Source organism: Caballeronia zhejiangensis (assembly GCF_022879815.1).
Classification (GTDB): Bacteria; Pseudomonadota; Gammaproteobacteria; order Burkholderiales; family Burkholderiaceae; genus Caballeronia; species Caballeronia zhejiangensis.
On sequence record NZ_CP084286.1, the window covers coordinates 24,463 to 43,155 of the forward strand.

Annotated in this window: 19 protein-coding genes; 16 read left to right on the plus strand and 3 right to left on the minus strand. The window is 62.8% G+C overall.

The features are described from left to right. Nucleotides 1–293: 293 nt before the first annotated feature. From LDZ23_RS26250 to LDZ23_RS26275, 6 genes are all read left to right on the plus strand, one after another. On the plus strand, nucleotides 294–956 hold the full coding sequence (locus tag LDZ23_RS26250; RefSeq protein ID WP_008346582.1) for a CsgE family curli-type amyloid fiber assembly protein: 663 nt from the start codon (nucleotides 294–296) through the stop codon (nucleotides 954–956). 58 nt (nucleotides 957–1,014) lie between these two features. Then, nucleotides 1,015–1,455 carry a curli assembly protein CsgF gene (locus LDZ23_RS26255; RefSeq protein WP_008346584.1) on the plus strand — a complete coding sequence of 147 codons (441 nt, stop codon included), beginning with the start codon at nucleotides 1,015–1,017 and terminating at the stop codon, nucleotides 1,453–1,455. Nucleotides 1,456–1,473: 18 nt separating this feature from the next. Then, the gene (locus tag LDZ23_RS26260; RefSeq protein WP_008346587.1) at nucleotides 1,474–2,406 is read left to right on the plus strand and encodes a CsgG/HfaB family protein; all 933 of its coding nucleotides are present in this window, start codon (nucleotides 1,474–1,476) and stop codon (nucleotides 2,404–2,406) included. Nucleotides 2,407–2,430: 24 nt separating this feature from the next. After that, nucleotides 2,431–2,961 carry a hypothetical protein gene (locus LDZ23_RS26265; RefSeq protein ID WP_008346589.1) on the plus strand — a complete coding sequence of 177 codons (531 nt, stop codon included), beginning with the start codon at nucleotides 2,431–2,433 and terminating at the stop codon, nucleotides 2,959–2,961. A 126-nt stretch (nucleotides 2,962–3,087) separates the two neighbouring features. Next, nucleotides 3,088–4,365, plus strand: coding sequence for a curlin associated protein (locus LDZ23_RS26270; RefSeq protein WP_008346592.1), 1,278 nt, complete (start codon nucleotides 3,088–3,090; stop codon nucleotides 4,363–4,365). Nucleotides 4,366–4,691: 326 nt separating this feature from the next. Further along, the gene (locus LDZ23_RS26275) at nucleotides 4,692–4,922 is read left to right on the plus strand and encodes a hypothetical protein (protein ID WP_144403629.1); all 231 of its coding nucleotides are present in this window, start codon (nucleotides 4,692–4,694) and stop codon (nucleotides 4,920–4,922) included. Nucleotides 4,923–5,005: 83 nt separating this feature from the next. On the opposite strand, the gene LDZ23_RS26280 is transcribed toward LDZ23_RS26275, so the two are convergent. Then, nucleotides 5,006–6,364, minus strand: a complete 1,359-nt coding sequence (locus LDZ23_RS26280) for an epoxide hydrolase family protein (RefSeq protein ID WP_244808291.1) — start codon at nucleotides 6,362–6,364, stop codon at nucleotides 5,006–5,008. Between the two features lie 274 nt (nucleotides 6,365–6,638). Then, on the minus strand, nucleotides 6,639–6,980 hold the full coding sequence (locus LDZ23_RS26285; protein WP_008346598.1) for a YciI family protein: 342 nt from the start codon (nucleotides 6,978–6,980) through the stop codon (nucleotides 6,639–6,641). Between the two features lie 402 nt (nucleotides 6,981–7,382). Between LDZ23_RS26285 and LDZ23_RS34890 the strand changes: the two genes are divergently transcribed. Beyond that, entirely contained in the window at nucleotides 7,383–9,593 is a 2,211-nt protein-coding gene (locus LDZ23_RS34890; protein WP_051996391.1) for a hypothetical protein, read from the plus strand. A 34-nt stretch (nucleotides 9,594–9,627) separates the two neighbouring features. Here the strand turns inward: LDZ23_RS34890 and LDZ23_RS26295 are convergent, their stop codons facing one another. Continuing rightward, the gene (locus tag LDZ23_RS26295) at nucleotides 9,628–9,960 is read right to left on the minus strand and encodes a hypothetical protein (RefSeq protein WP_008346602.1); all 333 of its coding nucleotides are present in this window, start codon (nucleotides 9,958–9,960) and stop codon (nucleotides 9,628–9,630) included. A gap of 210 nt (nucleotides 9,961–10,170) precedes the next feature. Here LDZ23_RS26295 and LDZ23_RS26300 point away from each other — a divergent pair, with 210 nt between their 5' ends. The 9 genes from LDZ23_RS26300 (at nucleotide 10,171) to LDZ23_RS26340 (ending at nucleotide 18,688) form a co-directional block, all read left to right on the plus strand. After that, nucleotides 10,171–10,746: an isochorismatase family protein gene (locus LDZ23_RS26300; protein ID WP_008346604.1), complete on the plus strand. Its 576-nt coding sequence runs from the start codon at nucleotides 10,171–10,173 to the stop codon at nucleotides 10,744–10,746. Then, the gene (locus tag LDZ23_RS26305; RefSeq protein ID WP_008346605.1) at nucleotides 10,743–11,720 is read left to right on the plus strand and encodes a GlxA family transcriptional regulator; all 978 of its coding nucleotides are present in this window, start codon (nucleotides 10,743–10,745) and stop codon (nucleotides 11,718–11,720) included. The genes LDZ23_RS26300 and LDZ23_RS26305 overlap by 4 nt, the downstream gene beginning before the upstream one ends. Before the next feature lie 277 nt (nucleotides 11,721–11,997). Continuing rightward, nucleotides 11,998–13,428 (plus strand): 3-isopropylmalate dehydratase large subunit, encoded by a 1,431-nt coding sequence (leuC, locus tag LDZ23_RS26310; protein ID WP_008346606.1) that lies wholly within the window; start codon nucleotides 11,998–12,000, stop codon nucleotides 13,426–13,428. A 1-nt stretch (nucleotide 13,429) separates the two neighbouring features. Next, nucleotides 13,430–14,026 (plus strand): 3-isopropylmalate dehydratase small subunit, encoded by a 597-nt coding sequence (gene leuD / locus LDZ23_RS26315; protein WP_008346609.1) that lies wholly within the window; start codon nucleotides 13,430–13,432, stop codon nucleotides 14,024–14,026. A gap of 36 nt (nucleotides 14,027–14,062) precedes the next feature. Further along, nucleotides 14,063–15,133: a 3-isopropylmalate dehydrogenase gene (gene leuB, locus LDZ23_RS26320; RefSeq protein WP_008346610.1), complete on the plus strand. Its 1,071-nt coding sequence runs from the start codon at nucleotides 14,063–14,065 to the stop codon at nucleotides 15,131–15,133. A 107-nt stretch (nucleotides 15,134–15,240) separates the two neighbouring features. Continuing rightward, nucleotides 15,241–16,266, plus strand: coding sequence for an ABC transporter substrate-binding protein (locus LDZ23_RS26325; RefSeq protein ID WP_008346612.1), 1,026 nt, complete (start codon nucleotides 15,241–15,243; stop codon nucleotides 16,264–16,266). Then, nucleotides 16,263–17,117 (plus strand): ABC transporter ATP-binding protein, encoded by an 855-nt coding sequence (locus LDZ23_RS26330; protein WP_008346614.1) that lies wholly within the window; start codon nucleotides 16,263–16,265, stop codon nucleotides 17,115–17,117. The genes LDZ23_RS26325 and LDZ23_RS26330 overlap by 4 nt, the downstream gene beginning before the upstream one ends. Next, entirely contained in the window at nucleotides 17,098–17,904 is an 807-nt protein-coding gene (locus tag LDZ23_RS26335) for an ABC transporter permease (protein ID WP_008346615.1), read from the plus strand. Before LDZ23_RS26330 ends, LDZ23_RS26335 begins: the two co-directional genes overlap by 20 nt. Before the next feature lie 28 nt (nucleotides 17,905–17,932). Then, a complete protein-coding gene (locus tag LDZ23_RS26340) occupies nucleotides 17,933–18,688 on the plus strand; it encodes an SDR family NAD(P)-dependent oxidoreductase (RefSeq protein ID WP_008346617.1) in 756 nt (251 codons plus the stop codon). Nucleotides 18,689–18,693 lie beyond the last annotated feature (5 nt).

Genomic DNA, 18,693 nt, shown 5'->3' on the forward strand with positions numbered 1-18,693 from the left:
TTGCCCATCCGCGGTGAAAGCGGCGCACGTTTGATGTATCGGCTGCACCAACATCGGGCGTCGTCCTTGGTTGCCAGCAAACGTTTCCTTGGGTAGACGCGCGAAAACATCGGCGCAACGCTTTGAGCCGATGCGTCGTTGCTTGCGATTTTCTTGGCATGAATGTGGCGCGGACAACATAGCCATTACCGGTTATTACGGAGAATCCGTCTCGTCGTACAAATAAAAACGAAGCGTTTAAAACAGACCGTCTGAAGGCAGCACCATAGCGGCCAAAGACATACGGGGAAGTCATGCAGCGTGAGAAGAACAACGCGCCTGTCAAAGGGCGGGTCATCGCAGTGTGCATCGGGGTTTCGATCGTCGCGATCAATGCGAATGCGCAGGATGCGGAAACGCAGCCGGCCGCGCACGTGAACACGGCGTCTCAGGCTCAACCGCTCATCTCGCTGCCCAGCACGCCGACGCCCGGTCCGGTCGGCAACACCGGCGAATTGCCGGCCGCCAATGGCGCGCCTCTCACGCCGCGCGGCACGGTGAATGCCGCATCGTCGCTCGACAAGAGCGCCACCCTCGCCGGCACGGCACGCTCGCGCACCGTCGATATCGAAGGCAAGCAAGCGCTCGACGATACGCTCGGCGGCGTGGTCACGACCGACACGGTGACGCTCGCGGGGCAGGACTTCTACACCTGGTTCGCGCAGGCTTGGGGCGCCATCCCGCTGTCCGAGCGCTACATCGTTTCGGTGCACGAGCGGCCGTCGCCGCGCTACGGCAGTCTCGTGTGGGTGGAGTACGGCCAGCGTCGCGTGTTCCAGGCGTTCCTGCCGATTGCGCGCTCGAACGTGAAGCCGATTGCCGAAGGCGCGGCGCAGATCGCCTTTCAGAACGTGATGCAGGCGGACCTGACCCGTCTGCTGTTCCGCGACGCCGACATGGCGATGGACGAACTATAAAAAAATCGCATCATAAGAAAATCGATGCAGTAAGGCCAAAAAATACGGGGAAACCGCAATGAAAACGAATGCGCTCTTGAAACGCGCGTTGCTCGCTTGCGCGCTTGCGATGCCGGTTATCGCCGCGCAAGCCACTTCGCTTGTGTATGAACCGGTGAATCCGAACTTCGGCGGCAATCCGCTGAACGGGACGAATCTGCTCAACGAGGCGAACGCGCAGAACAAGTACAAGGATCCGTCGACGGAGAACCTCGGTACGAGCAGCCAGTCCACGCTCGACCAGTTCAACACGCAATTGCAGCAGGCGATTCTGTCGCGCGTCGCGTCGTCGATATCGAGCTCGATCGTCGGCACGGACGGCACGCTGCATCCCGGCACGATCAACACGGGCAACTTCTCGATTGCGATCACGCAAGTTACCGGCGGCAATCTGCAAGTGACGACGACCGACAAGACCACGGGCGCCTCGACGACCTTCGTCGTCGGCAACGGACAGTAACGCGAGCGCGCATACGACATGAACAAAGAAGCTATCACGACACTGGCGACGCGCGCGGCACTGGGCGCCACGCTCCTTGCAACGATGCTGTTGACCGGCTGCGTCACGACGCCGATGCCTTCGGCGGGCAACGCGACGCTCACGCCGCCGACGCGCGTGACGCGCGACCTCACGCACCTGCCGCCGCCGAAAGGGCGCATCGTCGCGGCCGTGTACGGTTTTCGCGATCTGACGGGCCAGTACAAGCCGTCGCCGGACAGCTCGTTCTCGTCGCAGGTGACGCAGGGCGGCGCTTCGTTTCTCGTGAAGGCGATGCGCGATTCCGGCTGGTTCACGCCCGTCGAGCGCGAAAACCTTCAGGACCTCCTGACCGAACGCAAGATCATGCGCGCGCTGGAAACGCCGGACGATAAAAAGAACGCGATACCGCAGATCGGCGCGCTCGCACCGGCGAGCATCGTGCTGGAAGGCGGCATCGTCGGTTACGACACGAACATTCGCACGGGCGGCGCGGGCATCGCGTATCTGGGTATTTCGGCATCCCAACAATATCGCGTGGATCAAGTGACGGTGAACCTGCGCGCCGTGGATATCCGCAACGGCACGATACTCAACAGCGTGTCGACGACCAAGACCATCTATTCGATTCAGGTCGATACCGGCGTGTATCGCTTCATCGGCTTCAAGGATCTGTTGCAGGCCGAAGCCGGCATGACGCGCAACGAGCCGCAGCAGCTGTGCGTGAACGAAGCGATCGAATCGGCGCTCGTGCATCTGATCGTGCAAGGCGTCGCGAACCAGTCGTGGGCGCTCAGGGACACGAAGGACTGGTACGACCCGACGATGCAGCGATATCTGCAGGAAAACCAGGGCTACGCGCAGACGATGGAAGACGTGAACCCGTCGTATAGCCCGGTGAGAATCGATCCGCCGAAGACCATCGGCAGTTAATCAGTCTCAGCGAAGGAGATCAGCATGAAAGCATCGCGTGCGCCAATGCGCGCATCGAAGGTCGCTGTGTGCGCGGCGCTCGGCGCGGTCGTCTCGCTCGCGGTGTATGCGGCGGACCTGTCGTCGGTCTCGGATTTCGGTCCGCCGGAACCGGGCTTCGGCGGCGCGACGCAAGTCGCTCGCGTGTCGCAACACGGCCAGGGTAATCGTCTCGACGCGATTCAGGCCGGACATAACGGCTTGATGGCCAATCAGATCGGCATCGCGAACGCGGCGGCGACGGCGCAGGCCGGCAACGACAACTGGACCGTGCTTCAGCAAAGCGGCGCCGCCAATCTTTACGCCGGATATCAGTCGGGTCAGTACAACCGGTCGATCGCGATGCAGAACGGCAGCGGTAACGAAGCAACGGTCACGCAGGTCGGGAATTCGATGTCGTCGTCGGTGACGCAGCTTGGCAACAACAACGAGATTTCGATCTTGCAGAGCAGGAACGGTTCAGGATTATCGGTTACGCAGACGGGCGGCGCCCGGGCTGCGGTTCTGATGAAGTAGGCAGGCGAGGAGACCACGCAGTACAGGTAGGTGTGTGAGTGTGCAGGGCCGGGCGTCAGCGGGGGTTGACGTCCGTTAGGGTTACGAATCTACGTGCAAAAAACATCAAGTCAACGAGGCATAAAAATGAAAGTGAAGGCAATCATCATCGCTATGGGTCTGGCAGCATTGGCATCGACGTCGGCTTTTGCAGCGTCGGTCGGCGAAGGCGCGATCGTCGAGCAGTATGGCAACGGCAACACTGCTGGCGTGACGCAGACGGCGTCCAGCCATGACCGCGTGAAGGTCCAGCAGAACGGCGACGGTTCGAGCGCGACCGTTACTTCGAGCAACGGCGGCGCCAACGTGACCGACATCCAGCAAAACGCGGCACGCGTTTCGGGCGAATCGAAGCTGAGCGCGACGCTCACGCAGCAGCAGGCGATCGGTGAAAAGACCACCATCAAGCAAACGGGCAGCAACAGCACGGTGAACGTGACGCAGACGGCTTCGTCGTACGACAAGGACACGGTCACGCAATTCGGCAAGAACGACTCGGCGACCATCAATCGCACCGGCTCGAGCTGGAACACGGTCAACATCGATCAAGGCACCGGCAAGACGGCAGGCGTGAGCGACGGCGCAAAAGCGACGGTCACGCAGACGACCACGATCGGCAACCGCGTCGACATCCTGCAAGGCAACAAGAACGGCATCGCGACGGTGACGCAGACGAATGGCGGCTACAACTCGGCTCGCATCGATCAGATCGGCGATCATAACGACGGCAAGATCGAGCAGGTTTCGGAAATCGGCGACAACGTGTCGATCAGGCAGGCCGACTTCGCCCGCGCGCAAGTGCATTCGGAAAACGGCGGCGGCAACACGACCACCATCGACCAGAGCGGCGCAGGCGCACCGCACTATGCGCAGGTGACGCAAGGCAACGCGACCAACGAAACGACGACGATCCTGCAAACCGGCTCGGCCTACAACACGGCATACGTCGATCAGTATCGCGAAGCCAACGATCACACGTATGTCGTTCAGGCGGGCGATCGCAACACGGCGGCCGTTCATCAGACGGATGGCGGCAGCAACCTGGCAGCCGCGGTGCAGGTCGGTTCGAACAACAACATGGATCTGACGCAACAAGGCGCGTTCGAATCGACGCTGCTGGCCGGTCAGGGCGGCGGCTTCAACGAAGCGAAGGGCAAGCAGTCGGGCTCGCACGAAGACATGACGCTGACGCAAGTCGGCTACTTCAACTCCGCGGATGCTTCGCAAACCGGTGCGTATAACACGGCTTCGATCGTCCAGATCGGCAACGCCAACTACGGCTCGGTGACTCAGAGCGGTATCGGCAATGCGGCTGCGATCACGCAGGGCGGTTCGTTCAACAAGGCTGTCGTCGTTCAGAAGTAAGGAACGCGGCGCAACGAATGGCGGTATGGCGGGCGGCGAGCGGTTCGAAAGTACCGCTCGCCGCTGTTTCATTCAAGCGATGTCGCGAATTGGCCGATCGGTGCCATCGGCCGTACACGAGCCCAAAATTCTAGCCCGGCAATTCACGAGGAAGCTGACTGTATTCCGCCTGTTTCGATCTCGGCACCACTGACTTTTTGTCAAGTAATCATGTCGCTCATCCGAGGCGACAATAGATGCGTCGGCACTTGTGCGCCACGCAGGCGCTCGCCCGTTTCGCAGTCGAGACGCATCAGCGTCACAGCACAATCGCAAGGGGTCAAACGATGCTCACCTGCTTCGCAGTAAGCCATACCGATGACGACCAGCTCGTTCAATCCGCCGAGCACGAGATTCTTCAGGCGATTGCCGACGAAGCCGAAGTAAGTTTCGAGCCGGGCTTTGCGGGCAAGAGCTACCTGGACGTTCCGACCAATGCGGACGCACGCGAGGCAATGACTGCACGCCTGGAACAGAACGATATGTCCTTCAGCGTGGTTACGCGCATCGCTTATTAGGCGTGGATCACGAAGCGGGATGCGATCGCGGACATGCCGTCGACGCGCTGAACGTTCGTCTTGCGATGTGGCCCAGCACGCGCTCACGTGCGCAACGACCTCAACCCCGCACGCACTTCCCCGGCGAACAGGTCCGGCTGTTCCCACGCCGCGAAGTGTCCGCCCTTGTCGAGCCGGTTGTACCAGATGAGGTTGTGATAAGCGCGCTCCGTCCAGCTTCGCGGCGCCTGATAGTTCTCGCGCGGGAACACGCTCACGGCCGCGGGAACCGATACGTCGGCGGCCGCAAGGAAGTTGAAGTGCGATTCCCAGTAGAAGCGCGCGGACGAGACACCCGTGTTCGTCAGCCAGTAGAGCGTGATGTCGTCGAGAATATCGTCTCGCGTCATCGCCCCTGATGATTCGCCGTTGACGTCGCGCGCGAACACCGCCGAAGTCAGCGCCGCCGCAGGCTGCACGTAGCCGTCGCCATGATCGAGCAGCCATGCGGCAAGACCTGTCGGCGAATCCGCGATGCCGTAGAGCGTTTGCGGGCGCGTGCCCATTTCCAGCGCGTACGCCCGGCGTTTTCTTGCGGCGCTGGCAAGCTGCTCGTACGCGTGCTTTTCTTCATCGTTGAGGCCCGCAGGTGGCGGATCGCCTGCCTGCAGCGCTTTGGCGATATCGGCGGGAACGGTCGCCGGGAAGTTGACGTGAATGCCGAGCAACTCGGGCGGCGCCTGCGTGCCCATCACGTTGGCGACCACGCCGCCGAGGTCGCCGCCTTGCGCCGCGAACTTGTCGTATCCGAGCCGCTTCATGAGCGTGACCCACGCGCGTGCGGTGCGCTCGGGTCCCCAGCCGGTCGCCGTCGGCTTGCCCGAGAAGCCATAGCCCGGCAGCGACGGGATCACCAGATGAAACGCATCCGACGCACTCGCGCCGTGTGCCGTGGGATTGGTCAGCGGATCGATGATCTTGAATTGCTCGATCACCGATCCGGGCCATCCGTGCGTGACGATGAGCGGCATCGCGTTCTCGTGCTTCGAGCGAACGTGGATGAAGTGGATGTCCAGCCCGTCGATCTCGGTGATGAAATTCGGATAGCCGTTCAGTTTCGCCTCGCACTTGCGCCAGTCGTAGTCCGTGGACCAGTGGCGCGCGAGTTCCTGCATCATCGCGAGCGGCACGCCTTGCGATTCGTCGGAAACGGTCTCGCGCTCGGGCCAGCGCGTTGCCTTGATGCGGCGGCGCAGATCGGTGAGTTGCGCTTCGGGAACATGCACGCGAAGCGGACGAATCGCTTCCTTGTCGATATTCGCGGTCTTCGCGACTGAGACGATCGATGAGTTCGGTTCAGCAAACGCGAGCTTGTTCAGCGATGCCGCTGCGATACCGGCCGCCGCAACCTCGACGAAGCGGCGGCGCGACGGCGACTTGGGAAGCGTCTTGTTATATGACATGAGAACTCCTGATGAAGGCAAAGCTATTTCGGCGGCCGACTCCGTCACGCGTACTGCGCTTCGAACACGATCGTTCGGCTCGGATCGCGTTGCATACGTAATACGTCGAATCCCGCTGCTGGCGCGGCTCACTGCTGCGCGATGGACGTATTGAAGCGCGCCGACGTATCCTGTGCGTGTCGAAATCGAGGCGTTGTGTAATCGCGCGTATCCGCAGCCGCCGCCGATACGTTGCGATACAAGGTGGCGGCAGTCGTCGACTTGGTTGAGCGTGTCAGCTCTCCGGGTCGTACCCGAACTCGCGGAGTTCCTGCGCACAGCGGCAGGCTTTGGCGATGTCAGCGGCCCATTGGACGGCCGCTTCGCGCGATGGAAGTTCCAGCACACAGAAGCCGCCGTCGAACTCTTTCGTCTGCGGATACGTCCCGTTCGTGACGGTGCCGTCGGCGGCGACCATCTGCGGCGTCACGTTCCCATTGATACCGCCGCCGAACACATAGACGCCCGCTTCCTTCGCCTCTCTGATGACCGCGCGTGCCGCTTCGCCGACCGCGTCGATGTCTTCATCGGAGACGTGCATCGCCGATGCAGGGAAGGAGATTAGGTACTTCGTCATCGTTCGATCCTCCGGGTGTGAGTCGGCCTCCCGCGTCGAAAGGCCACTGGAACGGCGCGAAAAAAGAATAAAAATCGCATCGAAAGATTACTAGGCTTTCAATCGGGCCGAGCGAACGCGTCTTACCTAAGGTGCCGATAAAAACGCGCGCTGCAAGGTAAGCGGACGATCTTCGCAATGCGGCCCTCAAAAAACCGTTGCGCCCATTCTGACGAAGAACGCGACTCATGGGCGCCGTATCACGGCGCGTCCCTTCGATCGAGGCTGTATTTCTTCGGCATCCCGATCACTGCGAGCTGACCTGATAGCGCGCAGACGACGAGCGTGTTCAACACGCGCTTCCTGAAGACCCCTTACTCAATGGCCTTCCAGGAAATCCCTATCTCTTCAAAGGAGGTTGAAATGGCCGGTGATATCAACATTCGTGAACGTGTCGTGATCTTGCCCGAGACAGGCGCATTCGCCGAGGCGCGGCGTCATCCCGAATCCACATCGAGCCGCCGTGTCGTGCATGTCTACGGTTCGCGCGTGATCGTGATGGAGGAATCGGCGGAACCCGCCGCAAAGGCGCTGGCGTACGAATCGCTGCAGGCATCCGCGATGGTGGTCGACTCGCTGTCGGCGACGGAGCAGTTGGGCTACAACGCGTTCGCCTTGCGCGAATCGAGCGCGTATCGGACCGCGAAGTCATCGCGTCCGCGCGAGGGCGAGTCGTGGGATTCCAGCGAGGAAATGCAGTATTCGTGTACGCCGCCCGAAGACTCCAGGGAGCGCGCCGAAAGGGCGATGGCGCAGGCGGGCGCGCCGACGAGCCAGCGTCTGACCGGCTCGGTCGCGGTGGGAATCGTGATCGTGGAAGGACCGAACGACAATCTCAAGTTTTCGCAGGACGAGCGTACGAAGGTCGTCGCCGAAGTGCAGAACGGACTGAGCTGGCTGGCGACGCAAAACCCGGAAGGCTTGACCTTCAAGTACGACATCAAGATCGTCGCGGTGGAGGTGCAGCCCGGCGCGGACACGCTGACTTTCGATGAAAAAGAGACGCTGTGGCGCGATCCCGCGATGACGCAGCTCGGCTACGGCACGGGCATGGGCGCGGTGACGGCGTACATCGAAAAGCTGCGCACCGATCTCGGCACCGACTGGACATATTGCGGCTTCTTCACCAAGTATCCGCTCGGGCATTTTGCTTATGCGTCGATCGGCGGCCCGCGTCTCGTGATGAACTACGACAACGATGGATGGGGCCCCGACAACATCGACCGCGTATTCGCGCACGAAAGCGGGCACATTTTCGGCGCGCCGGACGAATACGCGGCGAGCGGCTGCAACTGCGGCGGATCGTGGGGCGTGTACTTCAAACCGAACGCCAACTGCGCGAATTGCGCGCCAGGGGGCGGCGTCGATTGTCTGATGAAGGGCAACACCTGGAACATGTGCGTGCACACGCCGTTCCATCTCGGCTTTCCGCTCGTTACACAGACCTACACCGGCGTATGGCGGCAGGGCAACGACGCGCACTATCTGTGGGTCAACGCATCGTGGAACAGTTTCGTCGCGAAATGGCAGCAACTCGCGGAGCAGAATCTGCGTCTCGCCGATCTCAAGATCACGCGCGAGAACGGTTCCGAGCGATTCCACGGCGTCTGGCGCGAGGGCACGGGCGGCTATTACCTTTGGGTCAACGCGAATCAGGCGGACTTCATCACCAAATGGCAGGAGCTGGGCGCCCAGGGGTTGAGGCTCGTCGATCTCGAAGTGCAGAACGTCAACGGCACGCTGCTGTATTCGGGCGTCTGGCTGCCCGGCGACGATGGCTACTATCTCTGGATCAACGCCGACTGGAACAGCTTTGTCGCGAAGTGGCAGCAGCTCGCGGATCAGAACCTTCGTCTCATCGATCTCAAGATCGTCGACGTGGGCAGCGAGCAGCGCTTCTTCGGCGTGTGGCGGCAGGGCACGGGCGGTCATTATCTCTGGGTCAATGCGGACTGGAACAACTTCGTCGCGAAGTGGCAGGAGCTCGCCCAGCAGAATCTGCGTCTCGTCGATATCGAGATCACGCAGTCCGCGCAAGGTCAGCGCTTCTCGGGCGTCTGGCTGCCCGGCGCGGATGCGTACTACCTGTGGTCCGGCGCCGACTGGCAGCACTTCGTCGCGAAATGGGAAGAGGTATCGGCGCAAGGCATGCGGCTCGTCGATCTCGACGTAGTGCCGGGCTCCGGCGCGCAGAGTCCGACGCCATCATCGGTCGCGGCTTCTTACGGCGGCATGGCGAGCGCATCGGCATCGGCGTTCGATTCTTACGAGGATGGCAAGGGCGGTCCCGGCGCAGCCACGCTGGCAGGGGAAGCGGGCTATGGAATGGGGAGCGTGAACGGCGAGGGCACGGCGGTATCGGCCCCGGATTCGGGCAGGCTCGCGGGCGTCGGCGGCGGTTCGTCGAACGGCGGCGGCCTCGCGTCGACTTCGACCGCGACCCGCACCCCTACCGCCGGCGGCGGCAACGCGTTCGGCGGCGGATACTTCGGCGGCAGTCCGCAACCCGGCGATGCGCCCGCGCCGCAACCGGAACTCACGATGGAAGCACTCGGAGGCGGATCGGTTTCCTGAGCGCGATGGGCTAGGGGTCCACGCGGCCGATGCGTCACCGCTTCGGATCGGGCGGTTGCATCGGCGGCGTGTCCCAGTCGAGCTGATCGCCACGGCGCGTCTTGACCTGGCCGAGCCGCGACATCCATGCATCGACGAAAAGCGCTTCGGTATCGTCGAGCCCGTTCGACTGCTTCACCGACGATTCCGCGTGCGTCAGCACGCTGGCGACGCCGTGCATCGACGCGATGCGTGGAACGGCCGAAGCATCCGCGGTGCTCACGTATACGCGGTTCGAGATGGATTGCGTCGGCGGGGCGGCGCGCATGACGGCATCGCGCTCGGCGGCCGATATGGATAGCTGGAGAATGACGAGGACTTCGACCATGACACGTTGCTCCCGCGCGCGATGCGCGTAGCCAAGTGTAGGGCTGGCCGCATCCGGTCGCAACGCAGCGGCATGGATACTCGCGATGCTGCCCGACGAACTTATGGGCTGTGATGGCGGATTTTGTCCGCAAAGATGACGCGTAATGCTCTTTCCTGTGCGGTTGACGGGGCATTATGATGATTGCACGTTCAATCATCGAGGCCAAAAATGACCGCCGACCAACGCTGTTCCGCTCTCGTCATCATCGACGTTCAGGAATCGTTTCGCCACATGCCCGACTGGTCCGACACGGATCTGCCGGCTTTCAAGGAAGCCGTACTGCGCCTCGACCGCGGCGCGCGCGAAGCCGGCGTTCCGGTGGTTCATATCTTCCATGTCGGCAAGGCCGGACCGTTCAAGAAGGAATCGGGCTTTGTGAAGCCGCTGGACTGGTTGCCCGCTTCGCCCGATGTCGTCTTCGAGAAACACACGCACAACGCGTTCACCGATACCGGCCTGGACCTGTGGCTGCGCCGGCGCCAGATCGATCATCTGGTGATCGCGGGCATCCGCACCGAACAGTGCTGCGAGACGACGACGCGAGTCGCCTCGGACATCGGCTATGCCGTCGACTACGTGACCGAGGCTACCCTCACGTTTCCGATGACTCACGCCATCAGCGGCCGCGTCTACTCGACGTCCGAGATCAAGGCGCATACGGAACTCGTGCTGCAGGGACGCTTCGCGCGCATCGCCACAACCGACGACGCGCTCGCTGCGTGGCGCACGGCAAAAGCCGCATGATTCCGCCGATATCCGTATGGTTCGTGCTGACGCCGCCCGTGCTGATGCTCGACTATGCCGGCCCGGCCGAGGCGATGCGAATGGCGGCCGAAGCCGGCGGGCCTTTCGCGCTGCATCACTGCGGCCCGCTCGAGCGCGCGGCGACGTCGCTCGGCACCTTCATCGACGGTATCGAACCGTTGCCCGACAGGCTGCCGCGGAACAGTCTCGTCATGGTCGTCGGCAGCACGGAGTCGCCGGAGCCGGGCACGAACGCGCCGTTCGATACGGTCGCGCAGTGGCTTCGATGCGCCCCGGCCGAAGACACGCGCATCGCCAGCATCTGTTCCGGCGCGCTCCTGCTTGCGCGCGCGGGGCTGCTTGCGGGACGGCGCTGCACCACGCACTTCGGACTCGTCGATGAACTCGCGCGCGCGGAACCGACGGCGCGCGTGCAATACGACTGCCTGTTCGTCGATGACGGCGACGTGCTGACGAGCGCCGGAATCACCGCGGGTATCGACCTGTCGCTGTATCTGATCGAGCACTATGCGGGAGCCGAGCGCGCCGCCGATATCGCACGCCGTCAGGTGGTCTATCAGCGCCGTGCAGGCGACGACGTGCAGCTTTCGCCGTGGCTTGCGCATCGGAATCACATGCATCCGGCGGTGCATCGCGCGCAGGATGCCATCGCGCAAAACCCTGCGCGCGACTGGAGCGTCGCCGAACTCGCGCGTGCCGCGCATGTGAGCCAGCGGCATCTGAGCCGCCTGTTTGCGGAGCACGCGGGCGTCACCGTACTGGAGTATCAGCAGAGTCTGCGGGTGGCGAGCGCGCAGCGCTTGCTCGCTCAGTCGGACTACAACATCGAGCGCGTGGCGGAGGAGTCCGGTTTCGCATCCGTCCGGGATTTTCGGCGCGTGTGGCGGCGGTATCACGACGTGTCGCCCGCGCGGTTTCGCAGCGGTTCGGAGCTCGAATCTTCTGTCGACTGAACGCATCGGAACCCGCCGCCGGGCATATCTCGCCGCTTCCAGCCTGCCGTTTTGCCGCTGTCCACAGTCGGAATCTGGCAAGCATGGAGCCGGGGCTGCACCTCGACTATCGCGTCGTCCACCGCAGGGGCGGCCCCGGCATCGCGTTTCACGATGGTGCCTTGCCGAAATAGCACGTACAACGCAGTGCGTCTGGCGCATGATGCTCTCACAACACCGACCCGCCGAGCGTACGCAAGCGTTCGCAAACGGCGCATTCACGGAGTGAGACGAAGCGATGCAACTCGAACAAGGAGCGGGTCGCCCGCGCACGCTTTACGACAAGATCTGGGACCGTCACCGGGTCATGTCGCGTGACGACGGACAGGATCTGTTGTTCATCGACCGCCATTTCATTCACGACGTCACCGCGCAGTCCTTCGATCTGTTGCGTCAGCGCGGCCTGACGCCACGCTCCCCCGAGCGCATCTTCGGCACGGCGGATCACTACGTTTCCAGCGTCGCAAACGACCTGTCCGCGGTGGCCGACCCGGAGCGGCGCGGCATGATTCAGGCGCTTCAGCGCGACGCCGCCGAGTCTCGGATCACGCTGTTCGACATGGACGATTCCCGTCGCGGCATCGTTCACGTGGTCGGGCCCGAGCAAGGGTTGAGCTTGCCCGGCATGACCGTCGTCTGCGCCGACAGCCACACATCGACACATGGGGCGATGGGCGCGCTTGCTTTCGGAATCGGCGCGACCGAGGTGGCTCACGTGCTCGCCACGCAATGCCTGTGGCAACGCAAGTCGGGCAACATGCGCGTCACACTCGATGGCAGGCCGGGCACGGGCGTCACCGCCAAGGACCTGATTCTCGCCGTGATCGCCCGGATCGGCGTGGCCGGCGCCGTGGGCCACGTCATCGAGTACGCGGGCTCCGCGATCTCCGGCCTGTCGATGGAAGGCCGGCTGACGCTCTGCAACATGACCATCGAAGCTGGCGGGCGAGCAGGCATGATCGCACCGGACGAAACCACGTTCGCGTACATCGCGGGGCGTCCCTACGCACCCGATGGCGATGCGTGGGACCGCGCGATGTCGCAATGGCGCGACTTGTTCACCGATCCCGGCGCGCCCTTCGATCGGGAAATACACATCGACGTCTCGGACATCGCCCCGATGGTCACGTGGGGCACGACGCCCGAATACGCCTGCGGCATCGACGGACGCGTTCCCGATCCCGCGCGACAAGCCGACCCGGATCGACGCGCGGCGATGTCGAAAGCGCTGAACTACATGGGGTTGCCTCCGAACGCGGCGCTGGAAGGCGTGGCGATCGACAGGGTGTTCATCGGATCGTGCACGAACGGGCGCATAGAGGATTTGCGCAGCGCGGCGGAGGTGGCGCGCGGCCGTCGCATCGCATCTCGCGTCGAGGCGTGGGTCGTGCCGGGCTCGCACGAGGTACGGGCTCAGGCCGAGGCGGAAGGACTGGACCGCGTGTTCAAGGAAGCCGGTTTTCAGTGGCGTTATCCCGGCTGCTCGATGTGCCTTGCAACCAACGGCGATATCGCCGCGCCCGGGCAGCGTTGCGCTTCCACTTCGAATCGCAATTTCGTGGGCCGTCAGGGACCTGGGGTGCGCACGCATCTGATGAGTCCGGCCATGGCTGCTGCCGCTGCCGTGACAGGGCGTCTGACCGATGTGCGCCGTCTCCTGGAAGCATGAAATGGAAAGCCTGATTCACCTCGATGCGGTCGCCGTCCCGATCGCCGGCATCGATTGCGACACGGACCAGATCCTGCCCGCGCGCTTCCTGCAAAAACCCCGCTCCGACGATTTCGGCCAGTTCCTCTTTCGTGCGCTGCGCTTCGGTCCGGATGGCGCCGAGAAGCCTGAGTTCGTGCTCAACCAGGCGTCGTTTCGCGAGGCGCGCATCGTGGTGGCGAACCACAATTTCGGTTGCGGCTCTTCGCGGGAGCACGCGGTCTGGGCGCTGTATGACTACGGAATCCGGGCGGTGATCGCCCCGAGCTTCGGCGATATCTTCTTCATCAACTGCCTGAAGAACGGGCTGCTTCCGATCGTGCTGCCGGAGAGCGTCGTGCTTCCGCTCCTGGAAAGCCTCGGCGGCAGGGCAGTCAGCCGGATCTCCATTGACGTGCCCGCGCAGACCGTGACGTTACCCGATGGCGCTTCGCATCCTTTCGATATGGAGCCCTTCGCGAAGGAATGCCTGCTGCGCGGCATGGACGAGATCGATTACACGCTTTCGCATCGAGACCGCATCGATGCATTCGAGCGCAATCGTGCCGATGCCTATTGAGGCGCGCGCTTTCCAAAACGACCTGGAGGAGTTCAGATGAAGATTGCAGTCATGCCCGGTGATGGCATCGGTCCGGAAGTAGTGGCGCAGGCGCTCAAGGTGCTGCAAGTCGTGGCGCCCCATGCAGAGACCCAGGAGGCGCATATCGGCGAGGCCGGCATCCGGGCGCACGGCGTACCCCTTCCGCAGCCCACGCTCGACGTGGCGCGCAAGGCCGACGCCATCCTGTTCGGTGCGGTAGGCGTCGCGGACGAAGCAGGGATACCCCGCGAGCGTCGTCCCGGAACGGGTCTCCTGCAGTTGCGCGAAGCGCTCACGCTGTACGCGAACTTCCGTCCGGCCTATATGTTCCCGGAACTGATCGGCGCTTCGACCTTGCGGCCGGAAGTCGTCGATGGACTCGACATCGTGATCGTTCGCGAGCTGAACGGCGATGCCTATTTCGGTCAGCCGCGCGGCTTCGAGACCAACGAGGCAGGCGAGCGCGTCGGCTTCAACACGATGCGCTATTCGGAATCGGAAGTCGAACGCGTCGCGCACGCGGCTTTCCGCGCCGCTCGTCGACGTCACCACAAGCTGTGCTCGGTGGACAAGGCCAACGTGCTGGAGGCGAGTCAATTGTGGCGCGAAACTGTCACGCGCGTCGGGCGGGACTATCCGGACGTCGAACTGAGCCATCTCTTCGTCGACGCCGCCGCCATGATGCTGATGCGCCGGCCCAAGCAGTTCGATGTCATCGTCACGGGCAACTTGTTCGGCGATATTCTGTCGGACGCCGCGGCCATGCTGACCGGATCGATCGGCATGCTGCCGTCGGCTTCGCTGGGCTACGACCGCAAAGGGCTGTACGAGCCCGTGCATGGGTCGGCGCCGGACATTGCAGGCAAGGACATCGCCAATCCGCTTGCTGCCATCCTGTCGCTCGCGATGATGCTGCGCGAGAGCTTCGAGATGGAAGACGCCGCCGAGCGCGTCGAACAGGCCGTGCGGGCCGTGCTGTCCGCCGGCTACAGAACCGCCGATATCCATCAGGAAGGTACGCAAAGCGTCGGCACCCGTGACATGGGCGATGCAGTGGTCGAAGCCTTGCAGAAAGAAGTCGTTTAGGGCGGATCGCGGCCTGGACCGGCTGGCAGCGCGGCGTCACGATCACGCAAGGCCAGCCTTGCAGGGCAGTTTTCGCACCCACATCCCTTGAAAGGGAGGAGACAACCATGAAGCTGAAACTCGCAGTTGCACTGTGCGCAGCCGTGGGACTCGTTTGCGCATCGGCCACGGCAGTGGCGAAGGACACGCCTGAGAAGCCCGAGCTGCATATCGCGGCGGCGTCGACGGGCATCACATACCTGCCGATGCTCGTCGCCAAGCAGCGCGGCTATTTCAAGGACGAGGGGCTCGACGTAACCATCGCCGCATTCTCGGGCGGCTCGAAGACGCTGGAGGCCTTGTTGGGCGGCAGCTCCGATATGGTGGCGGGCGCGTACTCGAACACGATCACCATGGCGACGAAGGGTCAGCACCTCGTCGTGGTGGCCGCACAAGTGATTTGCCCGGGATGGATCTTCGGCGTATCGCAGAAACACGAGACCGACGTCAAGTCGCCCAAGGATTTGAAGGGCATGCGAATCGGCGTGAGCGCGCCAGGCTCCAGCACGCACATGGCGGTCAACTACATCCTGCACAAGGCGGGGCTGCAGCCTTCGGACGTATCGATCATCGGGGTGGGGCAGGCGGCCGGCGCCGTTGCGGCGGTGCGTGCGGGGCAAATCGATGCGCTTATCGTCAACGATCCCAGTGCCACGATCCTGACGAAAGACGGCAGCCTGAGACCGCTCGAGAACATGCGTACTGCGGACGGCAACGTGAAGGTGTTCGGGGCGGACTATCCCGAGTCGAGCGTATTCGCGACGCAGGACTTCATCGACAAGAATCCGAAGACGGTTCAGGCAGTCGCCAATGCGATCGTGCGCGCGGAAAAGTGGATCGCCACGGCGACGCCGCAACAGGTCGCCGACAACGTGCCGCCGCAGTTTCTGGGCGACAACAAGGCGCTCTACGCCGAGGCCTTCACGAACAGCCGACGCTGCATCGCGCAGAACGGGGAAATCACGGCCAAGGGCGCCCAAACGGTGCATGAAGTGCTTGCGGCCTTCGACCCGGCGGTGGCCTCGGCCAAGATCGACCTCGCCACGACCTACGACAATCGATTTGTCAGAAAGGCGGCAGAGGTCCAGCCATGAGCACCGCCGCGTATAGCGTCCCGCTCGACAGCGGACCGGCGGAAGCGCGCGAAGCGTTACGCTTCGACAACGTGACCTGCACTTTTGCCGGCAACGGCAAGAGAGCGCAGACCTACACCGCGGTTTCCGGCGGAAGCCTGACGATACGAGACGGCGAGTTCGTCTCGATCGTCGGTCCTACGGGTTGCGGCAAGTCGACACTGTTGAACGTCGCCGCCGGGCTTACCCGGCCTTCGTCGGGCAGCCTGAGCGTGTTCGGCAAGAAACTGACTCACGGTCTCAACACGCAGGCCGCCTACCTGTTCCAGGTCGATGCGCTCATGCCGTGGAAGACCGCCGAAGAGAACATTGCCATCGGCCTGATCTTTCGCGGGATGCCGCGCGAGGAAGCCTTGAGCGTCGCCCGCGGCTGGCTCGAGCGAGTAGGGCTGCAAGGTCATGGGAAGAAATATCCGCATCAGATGTCGGGCGGCATGCGCAAGCGGGCCGGTCTCGCGCAAGCCCTGGCGCTCAATCCCCGCATCATTCTGATGGACGAACCGTTCAGCGCGCTCGATATCCAGACTCGTCATCTGATGGAAAACGAGCTGTTACGGCTGTGGTCGAACGACCGCAAGTCCGTGATGTTCGTGACTCACGATCTCGAAGAGGCGATCTCGCTTTCCGACCGGGTCATCGTGCTATCGGCGGGACCGGGTACACGACCTATCGCTGAGTTCGAGATCGATCTCGAGCGGCCGCGCGAGATGTCGGAGATCCGCATGACGCAGCGTTTCCTTCAACTGCACACCCAGATATGGGACGTGCTTAGAGGCGAGGTTCTGAAAAGCTATGCGCGCAATCGAGTTTAGTCCAGGCAATCGCTTCACCGTTCTGGCGACGCGGCTCGCAATCCTGCTCGGCGTCCTGTTCATCTGGTGGCTCGGCACGTATCAGAAATGGCTGTCGCCGTTCTTCTTCGGCGATCCGGTAGGCGTGGCGCGTCGCATCGTCGAGTGGTTCGTCACGGGCTCGGTGTTTCGCCATCTGTACACGACGCTGCTCGAAACGATGCTTGCGTTCGCAATCGGCACGGTTCTGGGTTTGGGATGCGGTCTCTGGCTTGCCCTTAGCCCGTTTCTGGCGGTCGTGTTCGATCCGTTCATCAAAGCGATGAACTCCATGCCGCGCCTGATTTTCGCGCCGATTTTCGCGCTTTGGTTCGGGCTGGGCATCTGGTCGAAAGTCGCCTTGGGCGTGACGCTCGTCTTCTTCGTGGTCTTTTTCAACGTGTTCCAGGGTGTGCGCGAAGTGAGCCCGACCGTGCTCTCCAATACGCGGATGCTCGGGGCGAACTCGCGTCAACTGATGAGGCATGTGTATCTGCCATCGGCGACGAGCTGGGTGTTTTCGAGCCTGCACAACGCGATCGGCATCGCGTTCGTCGGCAGCGTGGTGGGCGAGTATCTGGGCTCGGAGAAAGGCGTTGGCTATCTGATTCTGCTGGCCGAAGGCGTGTTCGATATCAACTCGGTCATCGCGGGGATTCTGGTGCTGACCGTGTTCGCGCTAGTGCTCGATACGGCCGTATCGATGATCGAAGACTATCTGCTGCGCTGGCGCCCCGTGGCCGGACAGACCGTTGCCGCCAGCGCGTGAATGCGCGATCCAACCTGAAGGGACTAAATTGCAGACGAACACAATCAATCTGGCGGACCGCGTCGCTGTCGTGACGGGCGGCGCCCAAGGCATCGGTCTCGAAGTCGGCCGCCGGCTGCTCGAGTCCGGTGCGCGACTCGTGGTCTGGGACGTGAATCCTGCTGGCATCGAGCAGGCCCGTACTCAACTGCGCCGGCACGACGTTCACTTCGAGCGCGTCGACATTGCCGATTACGCGAGCGTGCAAGCGGCTGTCGCGGCGACGCTGGAATCGATGGGACGTATCGATATCCTCGTCAACAACGCGGCGATCGTCGGCCCGAATGCGCCTCTGATCGACTATCCGATCGATATCTGGAAGCAGGTCATGGAGATCGACGTGAACGGCACGTTCCATTGCTGCCGTGCGGTGGTCCCGGAAATGGTCCGTCAGAACTACGGCCGTATCGTCAATCTCGCTTCGGTCGCCGGCAAGGAAGGCAATCCGAATGCGGCGGCCTACAGCTCGGCGAAGGCCGCGGTCATCGCAATGACGAAGTCGCTGGGAAAGGAGCTGGCACGTCACGACATCGCGGTCAATTGCGTGACACCGGCCGTTGCGCGCACGCCCGGCGCGATGGAGCAGGCGCCCGAGCATATCGAGTACATGCTGGGCAAGATTCCGCGGGGCCGTTTCCTCGAACTGAATGAAGCCGCGGCGATGATCGCGTGGCTCGTCAGCGAAGAAAATTCCTTCACCACCGGAGCGGTTTTCGATCTGTCCGGCGGTCGCGCCACCTACTGAAGCGA

Bases quoted from the DNA above. Each gene is read 5' to 3' on its own strand.
- LDZ23_RS26250 (WP_008346582.1), top strand. From the start codon at position 294: ATGCAGCGTGAGAAGAACAACGCGCCTGTCAAAGGGCGGGTCATCGCA.
- LDZ23_RS26255 (WP_008346584.1), top strand. From the start codon at position 1,015: ATGAAAACGAATGCGCTCTTGAAACGCGCGTTGCTCGCTTGCGCGCTT.
- LDZ23_RS26260 (WP_008346587.1), top strand. From the start codon at position 1,474: ATGAACAAAGAAGCTATCACGACACTGGCGACGCGCGCGGCACTGGGC.
- LDZ23_RS26265 (WP_008346589.1), top strand. From the start codon at position 2,431: ATGAAAGCATCGCGTGCGCCAATGCGCGCATCGAAGGTCGCTGTGTGC.
- LDZ23_RS26270 (WP_008346592.1), top strand. From the start codon at position 3,088: ATGAAAGTGAAGGCAATCATCATCGCTATGGGTCTGGCAGCATTGGCA.
- LDZ23_RS26275 (WP_144403629.1), top strand. From the start codon at position 4,692: ATGCTCACCTGCTTCGCAGTAAGCCATACCGATGACGACCAGCTCGTT.
- LDZ23_RS26280 (WP_244808291.1), bottom strand. From the start codon at position 6,364: ATGTCATATAACAAGACGCTTCCCAAGTCGCCGTCGCGCCGCCGCTTC.
- LDZ23_RS26285 (WP_008346598.1), bottom strand. From the start codon at position 6,980: ATGACGAAGTACCTAATCTCCTTCCCTGCATCGGCGATGCACGTCTCC.
- LDZ23_RS34890 (WP_051996391.1), top strand. From the start codon at position 7,383: ATGGCCGGTGATATCAACATTCGTGAACGTGTCGTGATCTTGCCCGAG.
- LDZ23_RS26295 (WP_008346602.1), bottom strand. From the start codon at position 9,960: ATGGTCGAAGTCCTCGTCATTCTCCAGCTATCCATATCGGCCGCCGAG.
- LDZ23_RS26300 (WP_008346604.1), top strand. From the start codon at position 10,171: ATGACCGCCGACCAACGCTGTTCCGCTCTCGTCATCATCGACGTTCAG.
- LDZ23_RS26305 (WP_008346605.1), top strand. From the start codon at position 10,743: ATGATTCCGCCGATATCCGTATGGTTCGTGCTGACGCCGCCCGTGCTG.
- leuC (WP_008346606.1), top strand. From the start codon at position 11,998: ATGCAACTCGAACAAGGAGCGGGTCGCCCGCGCACGCTTTACGACAAG.
- leuD (WP_008346609.1), top strand. From the start codon at position 13,430: ATGGAAAGCCTGATTCACCTCGATGCGGTCGCCGTCCCGATCGCCGGC.
- leuB (WP_008346610.1), top strand. From the start codon at position 14,063: ATGAAGATTGCAGTCATGCCCGGTGATGGCATCGGTCCGGAAGTAGTG.
- LDZ23_RS26325 (WP_008346612.1), top strand. From the start codon at position 15,241: ATGAAGCTGAAACTCGCAGTTGCACTGTGCGCAGCCGTGGGACTCGTT.
- LDZ23_RS26330 (WP_008346614.1), top strand. From the start codon at position 16,263: ATGAGCACCGCCGCGTATAGCGTCCCGCTCGACAGCGGACCGGCGGAA.
- LDZ23_RS26335 (WP_008346615.1), top strand. From the start codon at position 17,098: ATGCGCGCAATCGAGTTTAGTCCAGGCAATCGCTTCACCGTTCTGGCG.